Source organism: Rhizorhabdus phycosphaerae (assembly GCF_011044255.1).
GTDB lineage: Bacteria > Pseudomonadota > Alphaproteobacteria > Sphingomonadales > Sphingomonadaceae > Rhizorhabdus > Rhizorhabdus phycosphaerae.
Window position 1 is genome coordinate 476,809 of record NZ_CP049107.1, and the last position, 15,255, is coordinate 492,063.

Genomic DNA, 15,255 nt, shown 5'->3' on the forward strand with positions numbered 1-15,255 from the left:
CGATATCAAATCATCCGCAGCGTCCGGCCCCATGCTATCCGCCACGCGGACAGCCATTCGAGGCAAGCCTTGCCGCAAGGTGTCAAGAGGCGCCATGTTCCCTGTGCGCAAAGGATCCAGACGGAGTCGCCTCCATGCTCAATACATTCCAGCAGGCAGATCATCCGATCCTGCCCAAGGCCACCGCAGACGAAGCGGCGCGGCAGGAGTTCGCCAAGAGCTTCAAGGGCTTCATTCAGTCCACCCTGCTGCCCGGCCTGACCCCGGTCTATCAGACGCGCGTCGCCAAAAAGTTCGAGAGGACGCACGGCCGCCCGCCCGCCGATCGCCGCGACATTCGCAGCGGCATGGTCGAGGATATCTATTTCCAGCATTATGCCGCCGCGAACCGCATAGCCCAGGAATTGCTATGGGAGTCGGTCAACGGTTCGATCGATCGCCAGCTGCCCGACCTTATCGCCAAAGCCCGCGAACTGTCCGCAGCCGCAAAGGCCCAGCTGGTAATCCCCGAGGGCTTCACGCCGCCGCGCTATGTGACTGCGCTCGACATCCACTGCATGCCCGGCGGCTATTGCAGCGAGGTCTGCCAAGACGATGTCTCGGTCGGCGCTCTCTATGATCGCGGCGTCTACCTTTACGCGATGGGCTACACCGGCCCGAACAATGACGACATGGGCCGCTCGGTGGTGAACTACCTCAAGCGCCACATGCCCGAGTTCAAGCCGCGCCGAATCCTCGACATGGGCTGCACGGTCGGCCACTCGACCCTGCCCTATAAGGAGCTCTTCCCCGAGGCCGAGGTCTGGGGCATCGACGTCGGAGGCCCGTGTGTGCGCTACGCCCATGCCCGTGCGGCCGGGATGGGCCTCGAGGTCAACTATGCGCAAATGAACGCGGAGGAGACGAGCTTCCCCGACGGCCATTTCGACCTCGTCGTCAGCCACATCCTGCTGCATGAAACGTCCGGCAAGGCCATGCCCAAAATCTTCGCCGAGGCGCATCGCGTGCTCGCACCGGGGGGCCTGATGATCCACGCGGATCTCCCGCCGTTCGATCTGATGGACCCGTTCACCCAGTTCATCCTCGACAACGAGACCTGGTATAATAACGAGCCCTTCTGGGGCGCGATGCGCGACATGGACCAGTTCGCGCTGGCCGAGAAGGCCGGCTTCGACCGCGCCGACGTGCGCTTCGATACCGCGCCCATGGCGGTGATGGAATTTGCTGCGGCTGCCGAGGGCTATAGCCAGGAAGCGAGCGAAGCGGTGGCCGAGCGCGAGTTCACCGCCGGCGAATTCGCCCCCGGCGGCGGCTGGGAAGTGCTGATTGCCCGCAAGCCGATGGACAGGAAAATGGCGGCATGACCGGAGCCCAAGACATGACCCAGGAACGTCCCCACGTCATCCGCCACGCCCGTGGCAAGCGCCCCGAATTTTACGACACACCGGGCCTCGATCAGGCGATGGCCATGATCATGACGCTGGCCAACGAATTGTCGGTCCTCCGCGACAGGCTCGACAGCGCGGAACGCGTCGCCAAGGCGTCCGGCCTCGATCTCGCCGCGGGGATCGAGACGCTGGAACTCGATCAGGCCGCGCTTGAAGAGCGCGAGGCCCGCCGGCAGGACTTTCTGCGCCGCCTTTTCTACCTCCAGCTGAAGGATGCCGACGAAGCGGCACAGGCGCACACCGCCGAGGGTTTCAACCAGACCATTGCAGACATCGCCCTGCAGGATTGATCGCAGACCAGAGGCACAAAAAAGGCCGCGCCGGAGCAATTCCCGGCGCGGCCTTTTTCGTCAGGGGGATCCCGACCTATTTATGAAGAAGCCGCCTCGGCAGCGCATCGGTCACTAGCGCGTTCAGGCGCCGCGCAGCCGTAGGATCGCGGCGGCCATGGGCATCGATGAACAGCGCTGAAATACTCGCCGCATCGGCAAGCCGCTCGACCTGCCTGGGTCCCGGAAGATCGTATCGGCAGATCGCGCCGCCAAAATAATGATCGACGCCTTCCAGCACCAGGCCATAGCGGTCGCCGCCCGGCGCAGCCGCCTCATAAGGCACGAGATGGCTGCGCCAGCCCTCGCCGTCGATGCTCGTGATACCCGGTACGATGTCCTTCGTTCCCGTCTGGATCAGCGCAGGAACCGCAAGCTTGCCGTAGCCCTCGGCCGTGCAGAGCACCGGAATCGGCGCTGGCGGACTGAAGGCGACGACGGCGCGGGCCTTGGGATCGGACAAGGGTCCGTCGATCCCCGCGGGCGGAATGGCCGCCGCACCGCCCATGGTCAGCGCGACGAGCCCGCCATAGGAGTGTCCCGCTGCGATCCAGGGGCGATCTCCGACATGGGCTGACAGCGCCCGCATATCCTCGATCCTGGCCTTCCAGCTGGCCAGACCCGGAAAATCCTTGAGCCTTGGATGCTCCGTGGAATCGACATGCAGCGGTGCCAGAATGTGAAAGCCGGCGTCGAGCCAGGGCGCGAACAGCGCCTCGTAGAAGCGGGGTGACGAGGCTGCCCCATGACTGAACAGCACCAGCGCCTTGACGCGTCGCTGCGGTCTCCACTCGCTGACGCTGATCTCGCGCCCCCCCGGCCCACTCAGCGTGAACCGGCGCTCCGCGACGGGCTTATTGGCAGAGGCGCAAAGTGGGGCAGCCGCAAAGAGCGCCCCGGCACCGACCAGAAGGTTGCGACGGTCGATCATCATGCGGTCCATCAGGGTTGCGGCTTTTTGAGATAGGCGATGAGCGCCGCGCGCTCGGCGGGATTGGGAATGCCGCCAAAGGCCATCGAGGTGCCGGGGATAACCGCCGACGGACGGGTCAGCCATTTGTCGAGCGTCGCGGCATCCCATGTAATTCCGGCGCCCTTTGCCTTCATCGCCGCCGAATAGCGGAAGCCCGTCGCGGAACCCGCCTTGCGACCGACCACCCCCGACAGATTTGGGCCGATCTTGTTCGGATCGCCCGGCTTGATCGAATGGCACGCGGCGCATTTGAGGAAGGCGCGCTTGCCCGCAGCGGCATCCTGCGCCTGTGCCGGCGCCGATAGCGCAGCGAGAGCGAGAAGAGGGGCAATGAGTTTCAGCATCGATTTTGCTTCCATGAGTTAATGGCGCTTATGCGTCTTGAGCCAGGTGCGGGCGCGAAGCGCGGCATTGGCGGAAAGGTCGGCCCAGAACAGGCCGACATCGTGAAAATGCATCGATCCTCCCGGCAGCGGCTTGAGCGCCAGTTCGGCCGCAGGCCGCACGATCAGCAGGCCATCCCGGCATTCGGCGGCGACGGCTCCCGCCCTGAGAGGCCCCATCGCGCCGAAGCCGGGGTTGCCGACGACCGCCCCCTTCGCTTCGGCCGCTGGCGAGACCGGGCGACGCCGGTCGAAGGTGACCGGGTTCACGCATAGGGGGCTCCCCCCAACCCGGCCCCCATTCTGCGCGGCGAAGGCTGCGGCATAGGCCTTGAGGGTCGGCGCCACGTCGCTTTCCGCGAGGATCGAGTTCCACTGGACGAAGCACCCCGTCTGCGCCGGTTCCGAGCACAGCGGAACGCCAGCGAAGCGCGGGGCGAGATCACCGTCCATCAGGTTGATGCCGATGATATAGACCGCAACCAGTTGCCCTTGCAGCGCGGTTCCCTTGATCCTCTTCTCAAGCAGCGACGCGCTGTGAGCTCCACCCTGGCTGTGCCCTGCGATGATGAAAGGTCGCCCCTTGTTCTCATGCGCCAGATACCAGTCGAACGCTCGCTCGATATCGGAATAGGCCAATGCAAAGGCGGCCTCGCGGCGCGTCGGGTCCATCAGCGCCTTCGTGGTCGCCGCCCGGTAGCGCGGCGCGAAAATGCGGCAGCAAGCGGAAAAGGCGCTCGCCTGCCGCTGAACGGCGCTCTCCTCCGTCCATTTCAGGACGGTCGGATCAAGCGGATCATGGTTGTAGTCGGTCGTCGAGCGGGTCGTGGTCGGATGGATCCAGAAGACATCGACGCCGCGTAGGGCGGTGTTCGGCGCGACGCCCTGCGGCAGGCTATTCACCGCGCTCCAGTAGCGGCCCTGCGCATAATCGGGGGCAAGCGGCTCGGCTGCCGGCGCTGCTATTGCCGCCATGCCTGCCATCATGACCGCGATCCGTCGAAACTTCATGCCCGCCCCTCGTCAGATATTGGTCGCATATGGCTCCTCGTCGAGCGTCAGCGCGATCAAGCGGTGCGCTCGAGGACCTCGATCGCGGCACGTTCGGCGCTTTCCATCGCCGATTCCATGCCAAAATCGGTCCGTCGGGTATGTTCGCCGGCAAAGTGCATCACCTGCCACGGCTTGATCATGTCGCGGGCGAAGCCGTTGACCTGACCCGGCGCGAGGCTGAATCCGCAGCCGCGCTGCAACGGATCGCGCAGCCAGTCCTTCCATGTCGCAACCCGGATCGCACCCTTGGACGCAGGGCGCAGACGGGCGAGTTCGCCTAGCAGCATCGCCTCCGCCTCCGCGCGGTCCAGTGCCGAAACCGCCTGCGCCGTGCGCCCGACAAGGACGAACATGCCGCGGTGCGCGCCCTCCCCGCCGTGATTGTCGATCGCCCAGAACATGCCCATTGGTCCGTCGCTGGAGATCGATGGCGGCAAGCCGTCCTCCTTCCAGAAGGGGCGCTCGACGGTGACGTAGAGCCGTGCGGTGTTCGCATAAGGCATGGTCGTAATCGCCTGCCGCGCGATCGGATTGGGGCTGCCCGTGATCTCGACCTCGCGCAGCATGGAAAAGGGAATGGTGCAGATCAGGAAGCGGCCGGAATAGACGCTGCCGTCGCTGCACGTCACGGTCCCCCCCGCGTCGGACAGCGCGATGCCGATCGCGCGCTTGCCGAGGCGCACCCGATCGCCCAGCTTTGCGGCCATCGCGAGTGGCAGCGCGCTGCATCCGCCGACGATGTTGTTGATCGCCGACAGCCCCCCTACGGACCTGTGGTCGTTGGCTTCGCCGAAGGGATGTTCGCGCTTCGGCCCTTTATCGTCGCTCGCCTCCGCCTCGCCTATGCGCCGGTCGATCCGGCCGCGTACCTCCTCTTGCCACATCCGCAGCACCGAGGTCTCGTCGATCCCGATCCCCGGCGCGGAATAAGCCGCCAGCTCGATAGCCTGAGCGCTATGCCCCTTCCGGGTCAGCAGTTCGCGCAGCGAGATGTCGTACTCCGCAAAACGCGGATTGAGCCAGTCGTCCAGTTCCTGAAGCGGATTATACTTCGACGATAGCGCCTGACCGATCAGGTTCGGCGGGATGTTGCGCTCATCTCCGACGCACTGGTTAAGCGGATTGCCCGACCAGGCCTTGCCGTCGATCCATTGGCCGGCGAAATGGCTTCCGAAGGTCAGCAGATCACGGTCTTCGCTCATCAGTTTGAGCCCATGCCGCTGGCAGGCATCGAGAACGCGCGCATAGCCGCGACCGACCTGGCTCGCCCCCACATCGATCGGACCATCGACCGTCTGGACGGTTTGGACCCGACCGCCGACGCGGGTATTGGCATCGAGCACCACAACCTTGAGGCCCTGTTCGACGAGCATTTCGGCGGAGCGCAAACCCGAAAGCCCGGCGCCGATGATGACGACGTCGGCCTTCTCGGCAGCCAGCGCCATGCGCGGCAACCCAATAGCCGCGCCTGCGGCGAGACCGGAGTAGAGGAACTGGCGACGGTTGACGGTCATTTGCCTTTGATCTCCGTATCGAGCCACCAACCGAATTCGTCGATCCAGTGGTCCGCGGTTGTGCCGCGCGTCGCCATGCCGAAGCCATGAGCGCCACGCTCGTAGAGGTGGACTTCAGGCCGATAGCCGGCCGCGAAAAGTTGGTCGTAGAAGCTGCGAAAGCCGACCCCGACTGCCAGATCGTCCTGCGCCATGGCGAGGAACATCGGAGGAAGGCGCCCGGGTGCGGGAACAGGCTTGGGTTGGAGCCACGGCTCCTTCGGTGTTCCCTCCGGGAAGGGCAGATTGGCCGGGGGGATCGGCGGATTGGTCGATCCGAATGGAAAACCATAGATCAGCCCCGCAAAGTCGGGCCGGTCCCTGGGCTCAGCCGCGAACATCGCCATACCGGCGACATGCCCGCCCGCCGAAAAGCCCATTATGCCGACGCGATGCGGATCGATCCGCCATGTCTTTGCATTGGCCCGCACGATCCGGAGAGCCTCCAGCGCATCCTCCACGCCCGGATCGCCGCCGACACCCGGTGCCAGCGTTTCCTGCACGCGCTTGCGCATCGCCTCGTTGGTCTCGCCGGGGGGCGACTGGATCAGACGATATTTGAGTACGAATGCCGCAACGCCTCGTGCGGCAAGCCAGCGGGCCACGCGGGTGCCTTCATGGTTGATGGCCAGCAGGCGGAAGCCTCCTCCCGGAGCGACCACCACCGCCATGCCATTGGCTCTGGCCGGGTCAGGCAGAAAGGGCTGCAATGTCGGAATGGTCACGTTCCACAGCGTCTCGCCATTGTCGCGCGCCTCTTCCTGGACCGGAACCTTGGCCAGCCCGGGCCAGCCCTTCATCGCCGGCGGGCCTTTCGGCCACACGGGCATCGGCGGCAATTCCCCTTCGGTGGGCTGGGCGGCGATCGGCGCTGCGAGGACAAGCGCCATCATGGCCAGAATATTCCGCATCATCGGACTGTCTCCGCATGGGGCATCATCGCCGCTTCGGCCGCGGCAAGCTTCACTGGATCGAGGTCATAGCGGAGCACCGCCAGTATCGCGGCGCCCATGGCAGCGGCCGGGATAGCGGACACGCACAGCCGTATCGCAAGAATGGCGCCCTCGCCCTGGACGGCGCCGGCTGCAGCCGAAGGGACATATCCCATGGCGGACAGAAAAGCGCCCATCGCAGCAAGCGCGGCGGCAGAAGAGAGCTTGTCGAACAAGGTCGTGAAACCGGCGAAGGCGCCCTCCCGCCGCTGCCCGCTCTGCACATAATCCCAGCGTACCGCGTCCGACAGCATGGCGTAGGCGCAAAGGATCATGCCTCCGCCTGCAAGACCACTCACGAGGGCGCGGGTGATGATCGCGACCTGTCCTTCTCCGGGAACGGCCCACATCCACGAGAGGTGCGACGCCGCGAACAGGCCCATCGCGGCGATATAGCAGGGCTTCTTTCCGACCGAGCGCGACAGCCGAACCCAGGCCGGCATGGAGACGACCAGGGCCACGGTGGACGCCATGAAATAGGTACCCAGCAGTCCGTCGCCGACCTTGAGCACATGCCGGCTGAAATAGGCCAGTGCGGCCGACCCGATGGCGGTACCGAACAGCAGCAGGACGTGCGCCAGTGCGAGGATGCGGAAAGGCCGGTTGGCCCAGGCCAGACGCGCCTGCCGGCCAAGGTCGACGCCGCGCGGAGCATCGGGCGCCGCGACGGTGCGCGGGGCAGTCGACAGCAGGCGGACAGCCAGTGAGGTGGCGATCAGGACCACCGCACCCACCGTCAGGGCCATGGCGAGATGCCCTGCGCGGTCCGCACCCGTCCGCGCCAGCATCCAGGCAGGAAGCGTCGACCCGAGCAGCGTCCCCACCGCATTGCCATAGGTCCGCCACGCCATCAGCCGCGTGCGCTCATGAGGATCGGCGGAGCTTTCGATCACCATCGCGAAACCGGGTATCGTCAGCAGGGTGAAGCCTGAGGCGTGCAGCGCGAGGGCCAGCGTGACGAAGATCTGGGTGGCAAGGATCGAACCGAAATCCGGAATACCGAAAAGCATTGCGAGCCCGAGCGGCATGGCGATGCCGCCGGCCATCAGAAAAGGCAACCGCCTGCCCCAGCGGGTTAGGGCATTGTCGCTCCACGCGCCCACCGCAGGATCGAGAAACCCGTCATAGATCTTCACGCCGGCAAAGATCAGCCCGGCTGCTCCTGCAGCCATGCCGAGATTATCGGTCAGATAGCGCAGTCCCAGGACCGTCACGACATTCTGGCCGGCGGCATGAGCCACCGGGACGAGGAACGACCCGGCACGAATGGCCCAGGGTCGTACTGGCTTGTCGGTCAGGCCTGGCGCGTCGCCCACACAGCTACTCCGCAGTGTCTTGGATCCGCGGAAGACTGCCGCCGGAGATCGATGGCGAGAGACGCGCCCTGCGCTCTATCCGCCCTGCGGTCAGCCCTCGACCAGCATCACGCTGATATCTGCCAGTCCCTCGCGCAGCTTCTTGACCTCGGCATATTCGGGCGAGTTCCAGAAGCGCAGCGCGGTCTCGCGGTCGGGCCATTCGATGACGATGCCGCCCGCGCCGTCCGGCCCCTCGCCTTCCAGCACCTGCCCGCCGCGGCCGCGTACGATATATTTGCCGCCCATCGCTTCCGCGAGCTTGGCCGTCGCAGGCGAATAGCGCGACATGAAGGGTTCGCGATCATGAACATGGGCGGTGATGATGAACCATGCGGGCGTGGGCTCGACTCCTGGATGATGCAGAGCCGCCTGCTTTGCGCGGCGCCCCTGCGCCCGTCATGTCCCCCGTGACAATCTCCGACAGGCGAACGACCAGGTCGCTTGTGCTGCTCGCATCTTCGCTTGGCCAGGGTGGGGCAAACGCCGCGCCGGCACTGCACAGCTTCGGCGATAAGCGGAGCGCTTCAACCCTTCAGGCGCAGCGGGATCCCCGCTGTCAAAAGCTGGACTTCCGCCACCGCTGCCGCGACGCGCTGGTTGACGATGCCGGCCTCGTCCCGGAAACGCCGGGCCAGCGCATTGTCGGGCACGATACCGAGGCCGACCTCGTTGGTCACGAGGATGACCGGCCCCCGTGCCCGTTCGAGGGCCGCGACGAGACGGGTCGTAGCAGAGATGCAATCCGCGTCGGACAGGATCAGATTGCTGGTCCACAAGGTCAGGCAGTCGACCAGCAGCACGGCGTCCTCGGCCGCATGCGCCACAACCGCCTCGGCCAGCGCGAGCGGGCATTCGATGGTCTCCCAGTCCGCGCCACGATCGGCTTGATGGCGATCGATCCGATCGCGCATCTCGGCGTCGAAAGCCTGTGCCGTCGCGATGAAGAACAGACGTAGGCCCGTCGCTTCCGCACGTTGCTGGGCGTAACGGCTCTTGCCTGACCGCGCTCCTCCGATCACGAGCAGATGCTGCACGGTCATGCCGTCCTGCTTCCGCTCGCCCGCGCCAGCTCGACCATAGCCGAAACGTCGAGGTGCCGTTCGATCGCCTGGGCCAGTTCGTCCAGTGCGGCGTCGACGCGCTGTCCGTGGTCCAACCCGTCCGATGCTGCGCCTAGGCGGTGCAGCAATGCCGCCCGGAAAGCACCCTCTGCCAGCAGCCCATGGACATAGCTGCCGAAGATGCGGTCGGATGGATCGACCGCGCCATCCTCGCCGCCGTCGTCGAAGCGAACGAAGGGCAGCACCCCGGCCGATCTGCGCGTCACGCCCATATGCATCTCATACCCCTTTAGCCGCGCGCCCAGCGCGATCCCGCCCACTTCGCGCAGAACCTTGTGCGGGGCGAGGCGGGTTCCGACTTCGAGCAGGCCCAGCCCTTCGACCCGCCCCGCCGGACCCTCTATCCCCTCGGGATCCTCGATCGACCGCCCGAGCATCTGATAGCCCCCGCACAAGCCGAGGACGTGCCCGCCCCGCCGCACATGGGCGCGCAGGTCGATGTCCCAGCCTTCGGCACGGAACGCGGCGAGGTCGGCGATCGTCGCCTTCGAACCCGGCAACACGACCAGCGCCGCCTCCGCCGGCAGCGGACGCCCGGGCGGAACCATGACGAGTTCCACAGCCGGCTCGGCTTTCAGGGGATCGAGGTCATCGAAATTGGCGATACGGGGGATGATCGGACAGGCGACAAGCAGGCGGTCGCGCCGCCCTGGCCGGCCGTCCCGCTCGAGAATGACTGCGTCCTCGCTCGGCAGTCGCGCGACCGCCGCTACCCAGGGCAGCACGCCATGGCCCTTCCACCCCGACAGCGCCTCGATCTGGCGGTAGCCATCCTCGAACAGGATGGGATCGCCCCGGAATTTGTTGATGATAAAGCCCCTGATCATCGCCGCGTCGTCCGGATCGATCACGGCCCGGGTGCCGACGATCGCGGCAATCACCCCACCGCGGTCGATATCGCCAACCAGCAGGACCGGCACTCCGGCGGCCCGCGCAAAGCCCATATTGGCGATGTCGCCGGCGCGCAGGTTGATTTCGGCCGGCGACCCGGCGCCTTCGACCACGACCACATCGCAATCCTGTTCGAGCCGCCGGAAGCTCTGCATCACCTCGTCGAGGAGCGGTCGGCGCGCCTCGCGGAAATTGGCCGCGCCCAGCGTTCCCCGGACCTTGCCATGGACGATCAGCTGCGAGGTCCGGTCCGCCTGCGGCTTCAGCAGCACCGGGTTGAAATCGCTGTGGGGCTGGACGCGACAGGCGATCGCCTGCAACGCCTGGGCCCGCCCGATCTCGCCCCCGTCTATCGTGACAGCGGCGTTGTTCGACATGTTCTGCGGCTTGAACGGACGCACCGAAAGCCCCCGCCTGACCAACGCGCGACACAGCCCGGCGACGAGCACCGATTTGCCCACGTCCGATCCCGTGCCCTGCAGCATCAACGCAGCCATGCGATACCTCCCGCCACGATCCAAAGAAGCCCGCACGCCCTGACATAAAGGCGCAGTGCCCGGTCGATGTCCGCTCCGGTCGCGTCGGTGCGGCCGCTGCCGATCCAGGGCTTGTCCAGCATGACGCCGTCGTAGCGCAAGGGGCCCGCCAGGCGCAGGCCCAGCGCGCCCGCCATCGCCGCCTCGGGCCAGCCCGCATTGGGCGAGGCGTGGTTGCCATGGTCGCGCCACAGCGTCCGCCATCCACCCGCGCCCGCGATACAGAGCAGCATTCCCGAGATGCGGGCCGGCACGAGGTTCAGCCCGTCGTCCAGACGCGCCGCCGCCCAGCCATAGGCACGCCAGCGCGCCTCGCGATGGCCGATCATGCTGTCGGCGGTGTTGACCGCCTTGTAGATCCACAGGCCCGGCAGTCCGCCCACCAGCAGCCAGAAGAGCGGAGCGACCACGCCGTCGCAAAGGCTCTCGGCCAGGCTCTCGATCGCCGCCCGCGCGACGCCGGCGGGGTCCAGCTCATCGACGTCGCGGCCGACGATCCGGCCGACCGCCTCGCGCGCCGCAGGCAGGTCGCCCTCTGCGAGACGGCGTGCGACGGGCCGCACATGGTCGAACAGGCTGCGCTGGGCGAGCCCGGGGAATGCCAGCAGCGCAAAGGCGATCCAGGTGAGCGATCCCATCAGCGATCGAAGGACCCCTTCCATCAACGCCAGACCAGCGCCGACGACCGCCACGAGAAGCAGCACCGACAGCATGCCGAGCAGGCGACGCCTTTGGTCGCCAAGCTCAGGGCGGTTCCACCGTCTCTCGCACAGGGCGATCAGCCTGGCGAAGCCACCGACCGGATGACCCAGCCATCGATATAGCCGGTCGGGCCATCCGAGGGCCGCGTCCAGCATCAGCGCGACGAGCGCAACGGGGTCAGCCATCGCCTAGCGCCCGGTCGAGCCTTTCGAGCGAAAGCGCGCTGTCCGGCAGTCCAAATCGTATCCAGCGGGAATACTCGGCAAAGGGCCGGACGAGGATGTGGTGACGGGCAAGGCGCTCGAACAGAAAAGCAGCGTCTTCGGTCTCGACGAGGCGAAAGAGCGGGCAGCCCCCCTGGGGTGCATAGCCATGCGATTGCAGCACCCGGTCGAGCTTCGCCGCCTCAATCGGAAGTCGGGTCCGCGCAGCGCCGATCCAGGATCGGTCGCGATAGGCGCTGCCGGCCATAGCGATGGCTGCCGCGTTGATCGGCCAAGCCCCGAGCACCGCACGCAACCGCGCCAGGAACGCGGGTGGCGCCACGACGAAACCGAGACGAAGCCCGGCGAGGCCGAAGAATTTGCCAAAGGAGCGCAGCACTACAAGGCGCTCCGCGTCCGGAACGTCTCCGGCCAGGCTCATCTCGGGACAGACATCGGCATAGGCCTCGTCGACCAGCAGCCAGCGTCGCGGCACGGCATGATGGAGCGCCAGCAGTGACGCGCGATCGATCGTCCGACCGTCGGGATTATTGGGATTGGCCAGGACGAGCACCCCCTCTTCTCCCCCGCCCATTCCGGAAGCAGCGGCCTGCTCCAGCGTGATGCAGCGCGCGGTGTCGAACATTTCGACGTGGCTACGATAGGATGGGGCCAGGACCTCGCCCGTCCCGCCCAAAAGCCGGCCGATCAGGCGAAGGGCAAGCTCCGTCCCCGGGACCGCGCACACATGCTCGTCGGTGCATCCGAAATGCGCCGCGGCGGCGCGCTCCAGATCCTCCAGCGCCTCTTCGTCCGGCAGCCGGGTCCAGTCGATCGCGACAGGCTCCGACGATGCCCAGGGCTTGGGGTTGACGCCTGTCGAGAGGTCGAGCCAGTCCTCCGCATGGCCGCCGAAATGCCGGCGGGCGGCTGACAGCCCGCCGCCATGCCAGGTCCAGCGGTCCATCATCGCACCCAGCCCGCTGCGATGATGGACAAGAGCAGCCAAGTTTCGGTCAGCTCGATACCGGCGCCGTGACTGTCGCCCGATATCCCGCCCAGCCGTCGCGCGACGAAGAAATGCCAGCCGGCGAGCGCCGGTACCAACGCCAGCAACGGCGGAACCACGACGGATAATGCCGCCAACAGGGTCAACCAGGCCAGCAGATGCACCCGATGCGCACCCGCACGCAGGCGCGAACCGAGGCCGCCATGCAGGGACGGAAGGCTCAGCGTCCATGCGACCGGCCCGATCCGTGCGGCCAGCGGGATCAGTAGCAGGGCGAGCCAGTTCTGCGCTTCGACGACCGCATGGAGCAGCACAAGCTTGGTCGCAACCTGTGCCGCGATGGCGACGACGCCGAAGCTTCCGACATGGGGGTCGGCCATCACCTTGGACAGCCGCGCCGGATCGCCATGCGCGGCACCCAGCCCGTCGGTGACGTCGGCCAGCCCGTCCAGATGCAGCGCCCCGGTCACAGCGATCCAGGCGAGAAGACCCAGCAGCGCAGCCACCCAGGCGTCGTGCGGCGCGACTGCCCAAGCCATCACCGTCACAGGAAGCCCGACAACCAGCCCGGTTGCCGGCAGCCAGGCCATGACGCGGTCGAAATCCGCTTGCCTGGCCAGGCTTGCCGGCAAGGGCAAACGCGTCATGAAGAGTATAGCGGCGATCAGCCCTTTCATGGACGGAGCCCGACAATCTGGGCAGCGCCGCCGTCCCCAGGCCATATTTCGATGCTCAGAAGCGACGCATTTCCGATCTGAAAAGCCCATAACTGACGAACGTCGAAGCCGCAGAGATGCGCCAGCGCGGCGCGGATCGATCCACCATGGGCAACGACCAGAGTCGACTGCCGCTCCAAGGCCGACACGGCATCCCCGACGCGGCGGACCAGTTCGGACCAGCGTTCCCCGCCTTCCGGCGGATGCAGGTCGGGGTCGCCCCAGAAGCGCGAGAGAGCAGCGGGATCCACGTCCCCGGGATGTACCCCGTCCCAGCGCCCGAAATCGAGCTCGCGCCACGCCGGATCGAGGCGAAGCGGTGCGCCATGGGCCTCGGCGATCCGCTCGGCGGCGACCGCGCAGCGGCTCAGGTCCGAACTGACGACCAGATCGAACCGCAGATCGGCGGCCTGCTCCAGACAAGCCCTGATCCCCGACGGGCTCGGCGCGACATCGGTCCGCCCGTTGAAACGTCCTCCGTCCGCGGTTGCGCCGTGGCGCAACAGGTGCAGCGAAAAGGGTCTCATTCCCTGTCCTCGACCCCGGCTTCGGCAAAGCTCGCCATGCCAGAATGGGTGGCGAGTGCTGCGCGGACGAGCGTCGCGGCAAGCGCTGCGCCGCTGGCTTCCCCAAGCCGCATGTCGAGATCGAGCAGCGGGCGCAATCCGAGCCGGTCGAGCAGGCGGATATGGCCTGGCTCGGCCGAGCGGTGACCCGCGAGGCAATGGGCCGTGATCGCCGGATTTTCCGAAGCGAATGGCGCGATGGCGGCACAGCAGATGAAGCCGTCCAGAAGAACGGGGATACGCAATTGCCGGGCGCGCAGCACCGCTCCGGCAATGGCCGCGATCTCGCGCCCGCCGAGGCGTCGCAGCGTTTCGAACGGCGTGGCGGGTGCATCGCGGTGACGGGCCAGACCGGCTTCGACGACCGCGATCTTGCGCGCTATGCCTTCACCGTCGAGGCCGGTGCCGGGGCCGGTCCACTGCGTCGCCGAGCCGCCAAAGCTGCGCGCGGCCAGGGCCGCGGCCGCGGTCGAATTGCCGATGCCCATCTCGCCCAGGACGATGAGGTCGAGACCGGATTCGACCGTCCGTGCGCCGGCCGACATTGCCGCAAGACATTCGTCCACCGAAAGGGCCGGCCCGAGCGTGAAGTCGGCCGTCGGCTGGTCCAGATCGAGGGCGACCACGTCCAGCGCCAGACCGGCGACCGCCGCCAGCGCGTTGATCGCTGCGCCTCCGGCCTTGAAATTGGCGACCATCTGCCCGGTTACGGCCACCGGAAAGGCGCTCACCCCGAGCCCCGCAACGCCATGATTGCCCGCGAAAACGACGATCTTGCCGGTGTCGAGGCGAGGAGTCGCGCGGCCCTGCCAGCCTGCCATGAACAGGGCGATATCTTCGAGGCGGCCAAGGGAACCCCGCGGCTTTGTCAGGCTGTCCTGACGTCGCCTGGCGGCTGCCATCACGGCGCTATCCGGTTCGCCGATGCTCTGCAGGGCCTGTTCGACTGCCTCGACCGAAGCGAAACTCATCGCAATACAAAGCCTTCCGGAGGAGAGCGGGAGATGAAATGGCCTTTCACGCCCTCGGGCCACTGGGCGTAGCGGACGCTACCATGAGTGCTGTCGGCGTAGAGCAATGCATAATCGAGGATCGCCCTCGCTGCCTCCGCGTCGGGCGTGAAGCGACCGAGGACATAGGATATCTTGCCGGGTGCGCGCAGATGGACGGAGATATGCTCCGAGCACGCGAAGAAGCAGGCCATCGTCTGGATGCCCAGCCCTTCATAGCGGCTGTCACGGCGTTGTATTTCGAGCATGGCCTCGGCAAGCAGCGCGCCGCCGCGCCTGCCGCTGCCGTCCTCGCGCAAATCGCTCGAGACCCTGCACGTGGCACAGATGACGATCGAGGGGCCCGTCGCTGTCGGCTCAAGCATCATGATGCCCTCCGCTTGCGGTGCCGGTCCTGTTCGCGGGAAGCGGC

At 66.6% G+C, this 15,255-nt stretch carries 17 protein-coding genes; 2 read left to right on the forward strand and 15 right to left on the reverse strand.

From position 1 onward, the window contains the following. The first annotated feature begins 134 nt into the window (after positions 1–134). Both G6P88_RS02250 and G6P88_RS02255 read left to right on the forward strand, forming a co-directional pair. The gene (locus G6P88_RS02250; protein ID WP_165321640.1) at positions 135–1,364 is read left to right on the forward strand and encodes a class I SAM-dependent methyltransferase; all 1,230 of its coding nucleotides are present in this window, start codon (positions 135–137) and stop codon (positions 1,362–1,364) included. Next, positions 1,361–1,738: a hypothetical protein gene (locus G6P88_RS02255; protein WP_165321641.1), complete on the forward strand. Its 378-nt coding sequence runs from the start codon at positions 1,361–1,363 to the stop codon at positions 1,736–1,738. Before G6P88_RS02250 ends, G6P88_RS02255 begins: the two co-directional genes overlap by 4 nt. A 76-nt stretch (positions 1,739–1,814) precedes the next feature. Here the strand turns inward: G6P88_RS02255 and G6P88_RS02260 are convergent, their stop codons facing one another. The 15 genes from G6P88_RS02260 to G6P88_RS02330 form a co-directional block, all read right to left on the reverse strand. Beyond that, complete coding sequence (locus G6P88_RS02260) at positions 1,815–2,711, reverse strand: alpha/beta hydrolase family protein (protein ID WP_226946693.1); 897 nt, start codon at positions 2,709–2,711, stop codon at positions 1,815–1,817. Positions 2,712–2,719: 8 nt separating this feature from the next. Beyond that, a complete protein-coding gene (locus G6P88_RS02265) occupies positions 2,720–3,094 on the reverse strand; it encodes a c-type cytochrome (protein ID WP_226946694.1) in 375 nt (124 codons plus the stop codon). 18 nt (positions 3,095–3,112) lie between these two features. After that, entirely contained in the window at positions 3,113–4,144 is a 1,032-nt protein-coding gene (locus tag G6P88_RS02270; protein WP_165321643.1) for a DUF3089 domain-containing protein, read from the reverse strand. A 56-nt stretch (positions 4,145–4,200) separates the two neighbouring features. Further along, the gene (locus tag G6P88_RS02275) at positions 4,201–5,700 is read right to left on the reverse strand and encodes a flavin monoamine oxidase family protein (RefSeq protein ID WP_165321644.1); all 1,500 of its coding nucleotides are present in this window, start codon (positions 5,698–5,700) and stop codon (positions 4,201–4,203) included. Then, positions 5,697–6,653: an alpha/beta hydrolase gene (locus G6P88_RS02280; protein ID WP_165321645.1), complete on the reverse strand. Its 957-nt coding sequence runs from the start codon at positions 6,651–6,653 to the stop codon at positions 5,697–5,699. The genes G6P88_RS02275 and G6P88_RS02280 overlap by 4 nt, the downstream gene beginning before the upstream one ends. After that, positions 6,650–8,047 (reverse strand): MFS transporter, encoded by a 1,398-nt coding sequence (locus G6P88_RS02285; protein ID WP_226946695.1) that lies wholly within the window; start codon positions 8,045–8,047, stop codon positions 6,650–6,652. Before G6P88_RS02285 ends, G6P88_RS02280 begins: the two co-directional genes overlap by 4 nt. 90 nt (positions 8,048–8,137) lie before the next feature. After that, positions 8,138–8,452, reverse strand: a complete 315-nt coding sequence (locus G6P88_RS02290) for a DUF1330 domain-containing protein (protein ID WP_165324849.1) — start codon at positions 8,450–8,452, stop codon at positions 8,138–8,140. Between the two features lie 161 nt (positions 8,453–8,613). Continuing rightward, positions 8,614–9,129, reverse strand: coding sequence for a bifunctional adenosylcobinamide kinase/adenosylcobinamide-phosphate guanylyltransferase (gene cobU / locus G6P88_RS02295; RefSeq protein ID WP_206335841.1), 516 nt, complete (start codon positions 9,127–9,129; stop codon positions 8,614–8,616). Continuing rightward, on the reverse strand, positions 9,126–10,598 hold the full coding sequence (locus tag G6P88_RS02300) for a cobyric acid synthase (protein ID WP_165321646.1): 1,473 nt from the start codon (positions 10,596–10,598) through the stop codon (positions 9,126–9,128). The genes cobU and G6P88_RS02300 overlap by 4 nt, the downstream gene beginning before the upstream one ends. Continuing rightward, positions 10,586–11,524, reverse strand: coding sequence for an adenosylcobinamide-phosphate synthase CbiB (cbiB, locus tag G6P88_RS02305; protein ID WP_165321647.1), 939 nt, complete (start codon positions 11,522–11,524; stop codon positions 10,586–10,588). Before cbiB ends, G6P88_RS02300 begins: the two co-directional genes overlap by 13 nt. Further along, the gene (cobD, locus tag G6P88_RS02310; RefSeq protein ID WP_206335918.1) at positions 11,517–12,512 is read right to left on the reverse strand and encodes a threonine-phosphate decarboxylase CobD; all 996 of its coding nucleotides are present in this window, start codon (positions 12,510–12,512) and stop codon (positions 11,517–11,519) included. Before cobD ends, cbiB begins: the two co-directional genes overlap by 8 nt. Beyond that, positions 12,509–13,198, reverse strand: a complete 690-nt coding sequence (locus G6P88_RS02315; protein ID WP_345719184.1) for an adenosylcobinamide-GDP ribazoletransferase — start codon at positions 13,196–13,198, stop codon at positions 12,509–12,511. Before G6P88_RS02315 ends, cobD begins: the two co-directional genes overlap by 4 nt. A gap of 26 nt (positions 13,199–13,224) precedes the next feature. Next, complete coding sequence (locus tag G6P88_RS02320) at positions 13,225–13,794, reverse strand: histidine phosphatase family protein (protein WP_165321649.1); 570 nt, start codon at positions 13,792–13,794, stop codon at positions 13,225–13,227. Continuing rightward, the gene (cobT, locus tag G6P88_RS02325; RefSeq protein ID WP_165321650.1) at positions 13,791–14,804 is read right to left on the reverse strand and encodes a nicotinate-nucleotide--dimethylbenzimidazole phosphoribosyltransferase; all 1,014 of its coding nucleotides are present in this window, start codon (positions 14,802–14,804) and stop codon (positions 13,791–13,793) included. The genes G6P88_RS02320 and cobT overlap by 4 nt, the downstream gene beginning before the upstream one ends. Further along, positions 14,801–15,208 (reverse strand): DUF1636 domain-containing protein, encoded by a 408-nt coding sequence (locus G6P88_RS02330; RefSeq protein ID WP_165324852.1) that lies wholly within the window; start codon positions 15,206–15,208, stop codon positions 14,801–14,803. The genes cobT and G6P88_RS02330 overlap by 4 nt, the downstream gene beginning before the upstream one ends. Positions 15,209–15,255: the final 47 nt, after the last annotated feature.

Excerpts from the sequence above, each read along its gene's own strand:
- G6P88_RS02265 (WP_226946694.1), bottom strand. The coding sequence starts at position 3,094 with ATGCTGAAACTCATTGCCCCTCTTCTCGCTCTCGCTGCGCTATCGGCG.
- G6P88_RS02315 (WP_345719184.1), bottom strand. The coding sequence starts at position 13,198 with ATGACGCGTTTGCCCTTGCCGGCAAGCCTGGCCAGGCAAGCGGATTTC.
- G6P88_RS02260 (WP_226946693.1), bottom strand. The coding sequence starts at position 2,711 with ATGATGATCGACCGTCGCAACCTTCTGGTCGGTGCCGGGGCGCTCTTT.
- G6P88_RS02275 (WP_165321644.1), bottom strand. The coding sequence starts at position 5,700 with ATGACCGTCAACCGTCGCCAGTTCCTCTACTCCGGTCTCGCCGCAGGC.
- G6P88_RS02250 (WP_165321640.1), top strand. The coding sequence starts at position 135 with ATGCTCAATACATTCCAGCAGGCAGATCATCCGATCCTGCCCAAGGCC.
- G6P88_RS02330 (WP_165324852.1), bottom strand. The coding sequence starts at position 15,208 with ATGCTTGAGCCGACAGCGACGGGCCCCTCGATCGTCATCTGTGCCACG.
- cbiB (WP_165321647.1), bottom strand. The coding sequence starts at position 11,524 with ATGGCTGACCCCGTTGCGCTCGTCGCGCTGATGCTGGACGCGGCCCTC.
- G6P88_RS02300 (WP_165321646.1), bottom strand. The coding sequence starts at position 10,598 with ATGGCTGCGTTGATGCTGCAGGGCACGGGATCGGACGTGGGCAAATCG.
- G6P88_RS02270 (WP_165321643.1), bottom strand. The coding sequence starts at position 4,144 with ATGAAGTTTCGACGGATCGCGGTCATGATGGCAGGCATGGCGGCAATA.
- G6P88_RS02255 (WP_165321641.1), top strand. The coding sequence starts at position 1,361 with ATGACCGGAGCCCAAGACATGACCCAGGAACGTCCCCACGTCATCCGC.
- G6P88_RS02280 (WP_165321645.1), bottom strand. The coding sequence starts at position 6,653 with ATGATGCGGAATATTCTGGCCATGATGGCGCTTGTCCTCGCAGCGCCG.
- cobD (WP_206335918.1), bottom strand. The coding sequence starts at position 12,512 with ATGATGGACCGCTGGACCTGGCATGGCGGCGGGCTGTCAGCCGCCCGC.
- G6P88_RS02320 (WP_165321649.1), bottom strand. The coding sequence starts at position 13,794 with ATGAGACCCTTTTCGCTGCACCTGTTGCGCCACGGCGCAACCGCGGAC.
- cobT (WP_165321650.1), bottom strand. The coding sequence starts at position 14,804 with ATGAGTTTCGCTTCGGTCGAGGCAGTCGAACAGGCCCTGCAGAGCATC.
- cobU (WP_206335841.1), bottom strand. The coding sequence starts at position 9,129 with ATGACCGTGCAGCATCTGCTCGTGATCGGAGGAGCGCGGTCAGGCAAG.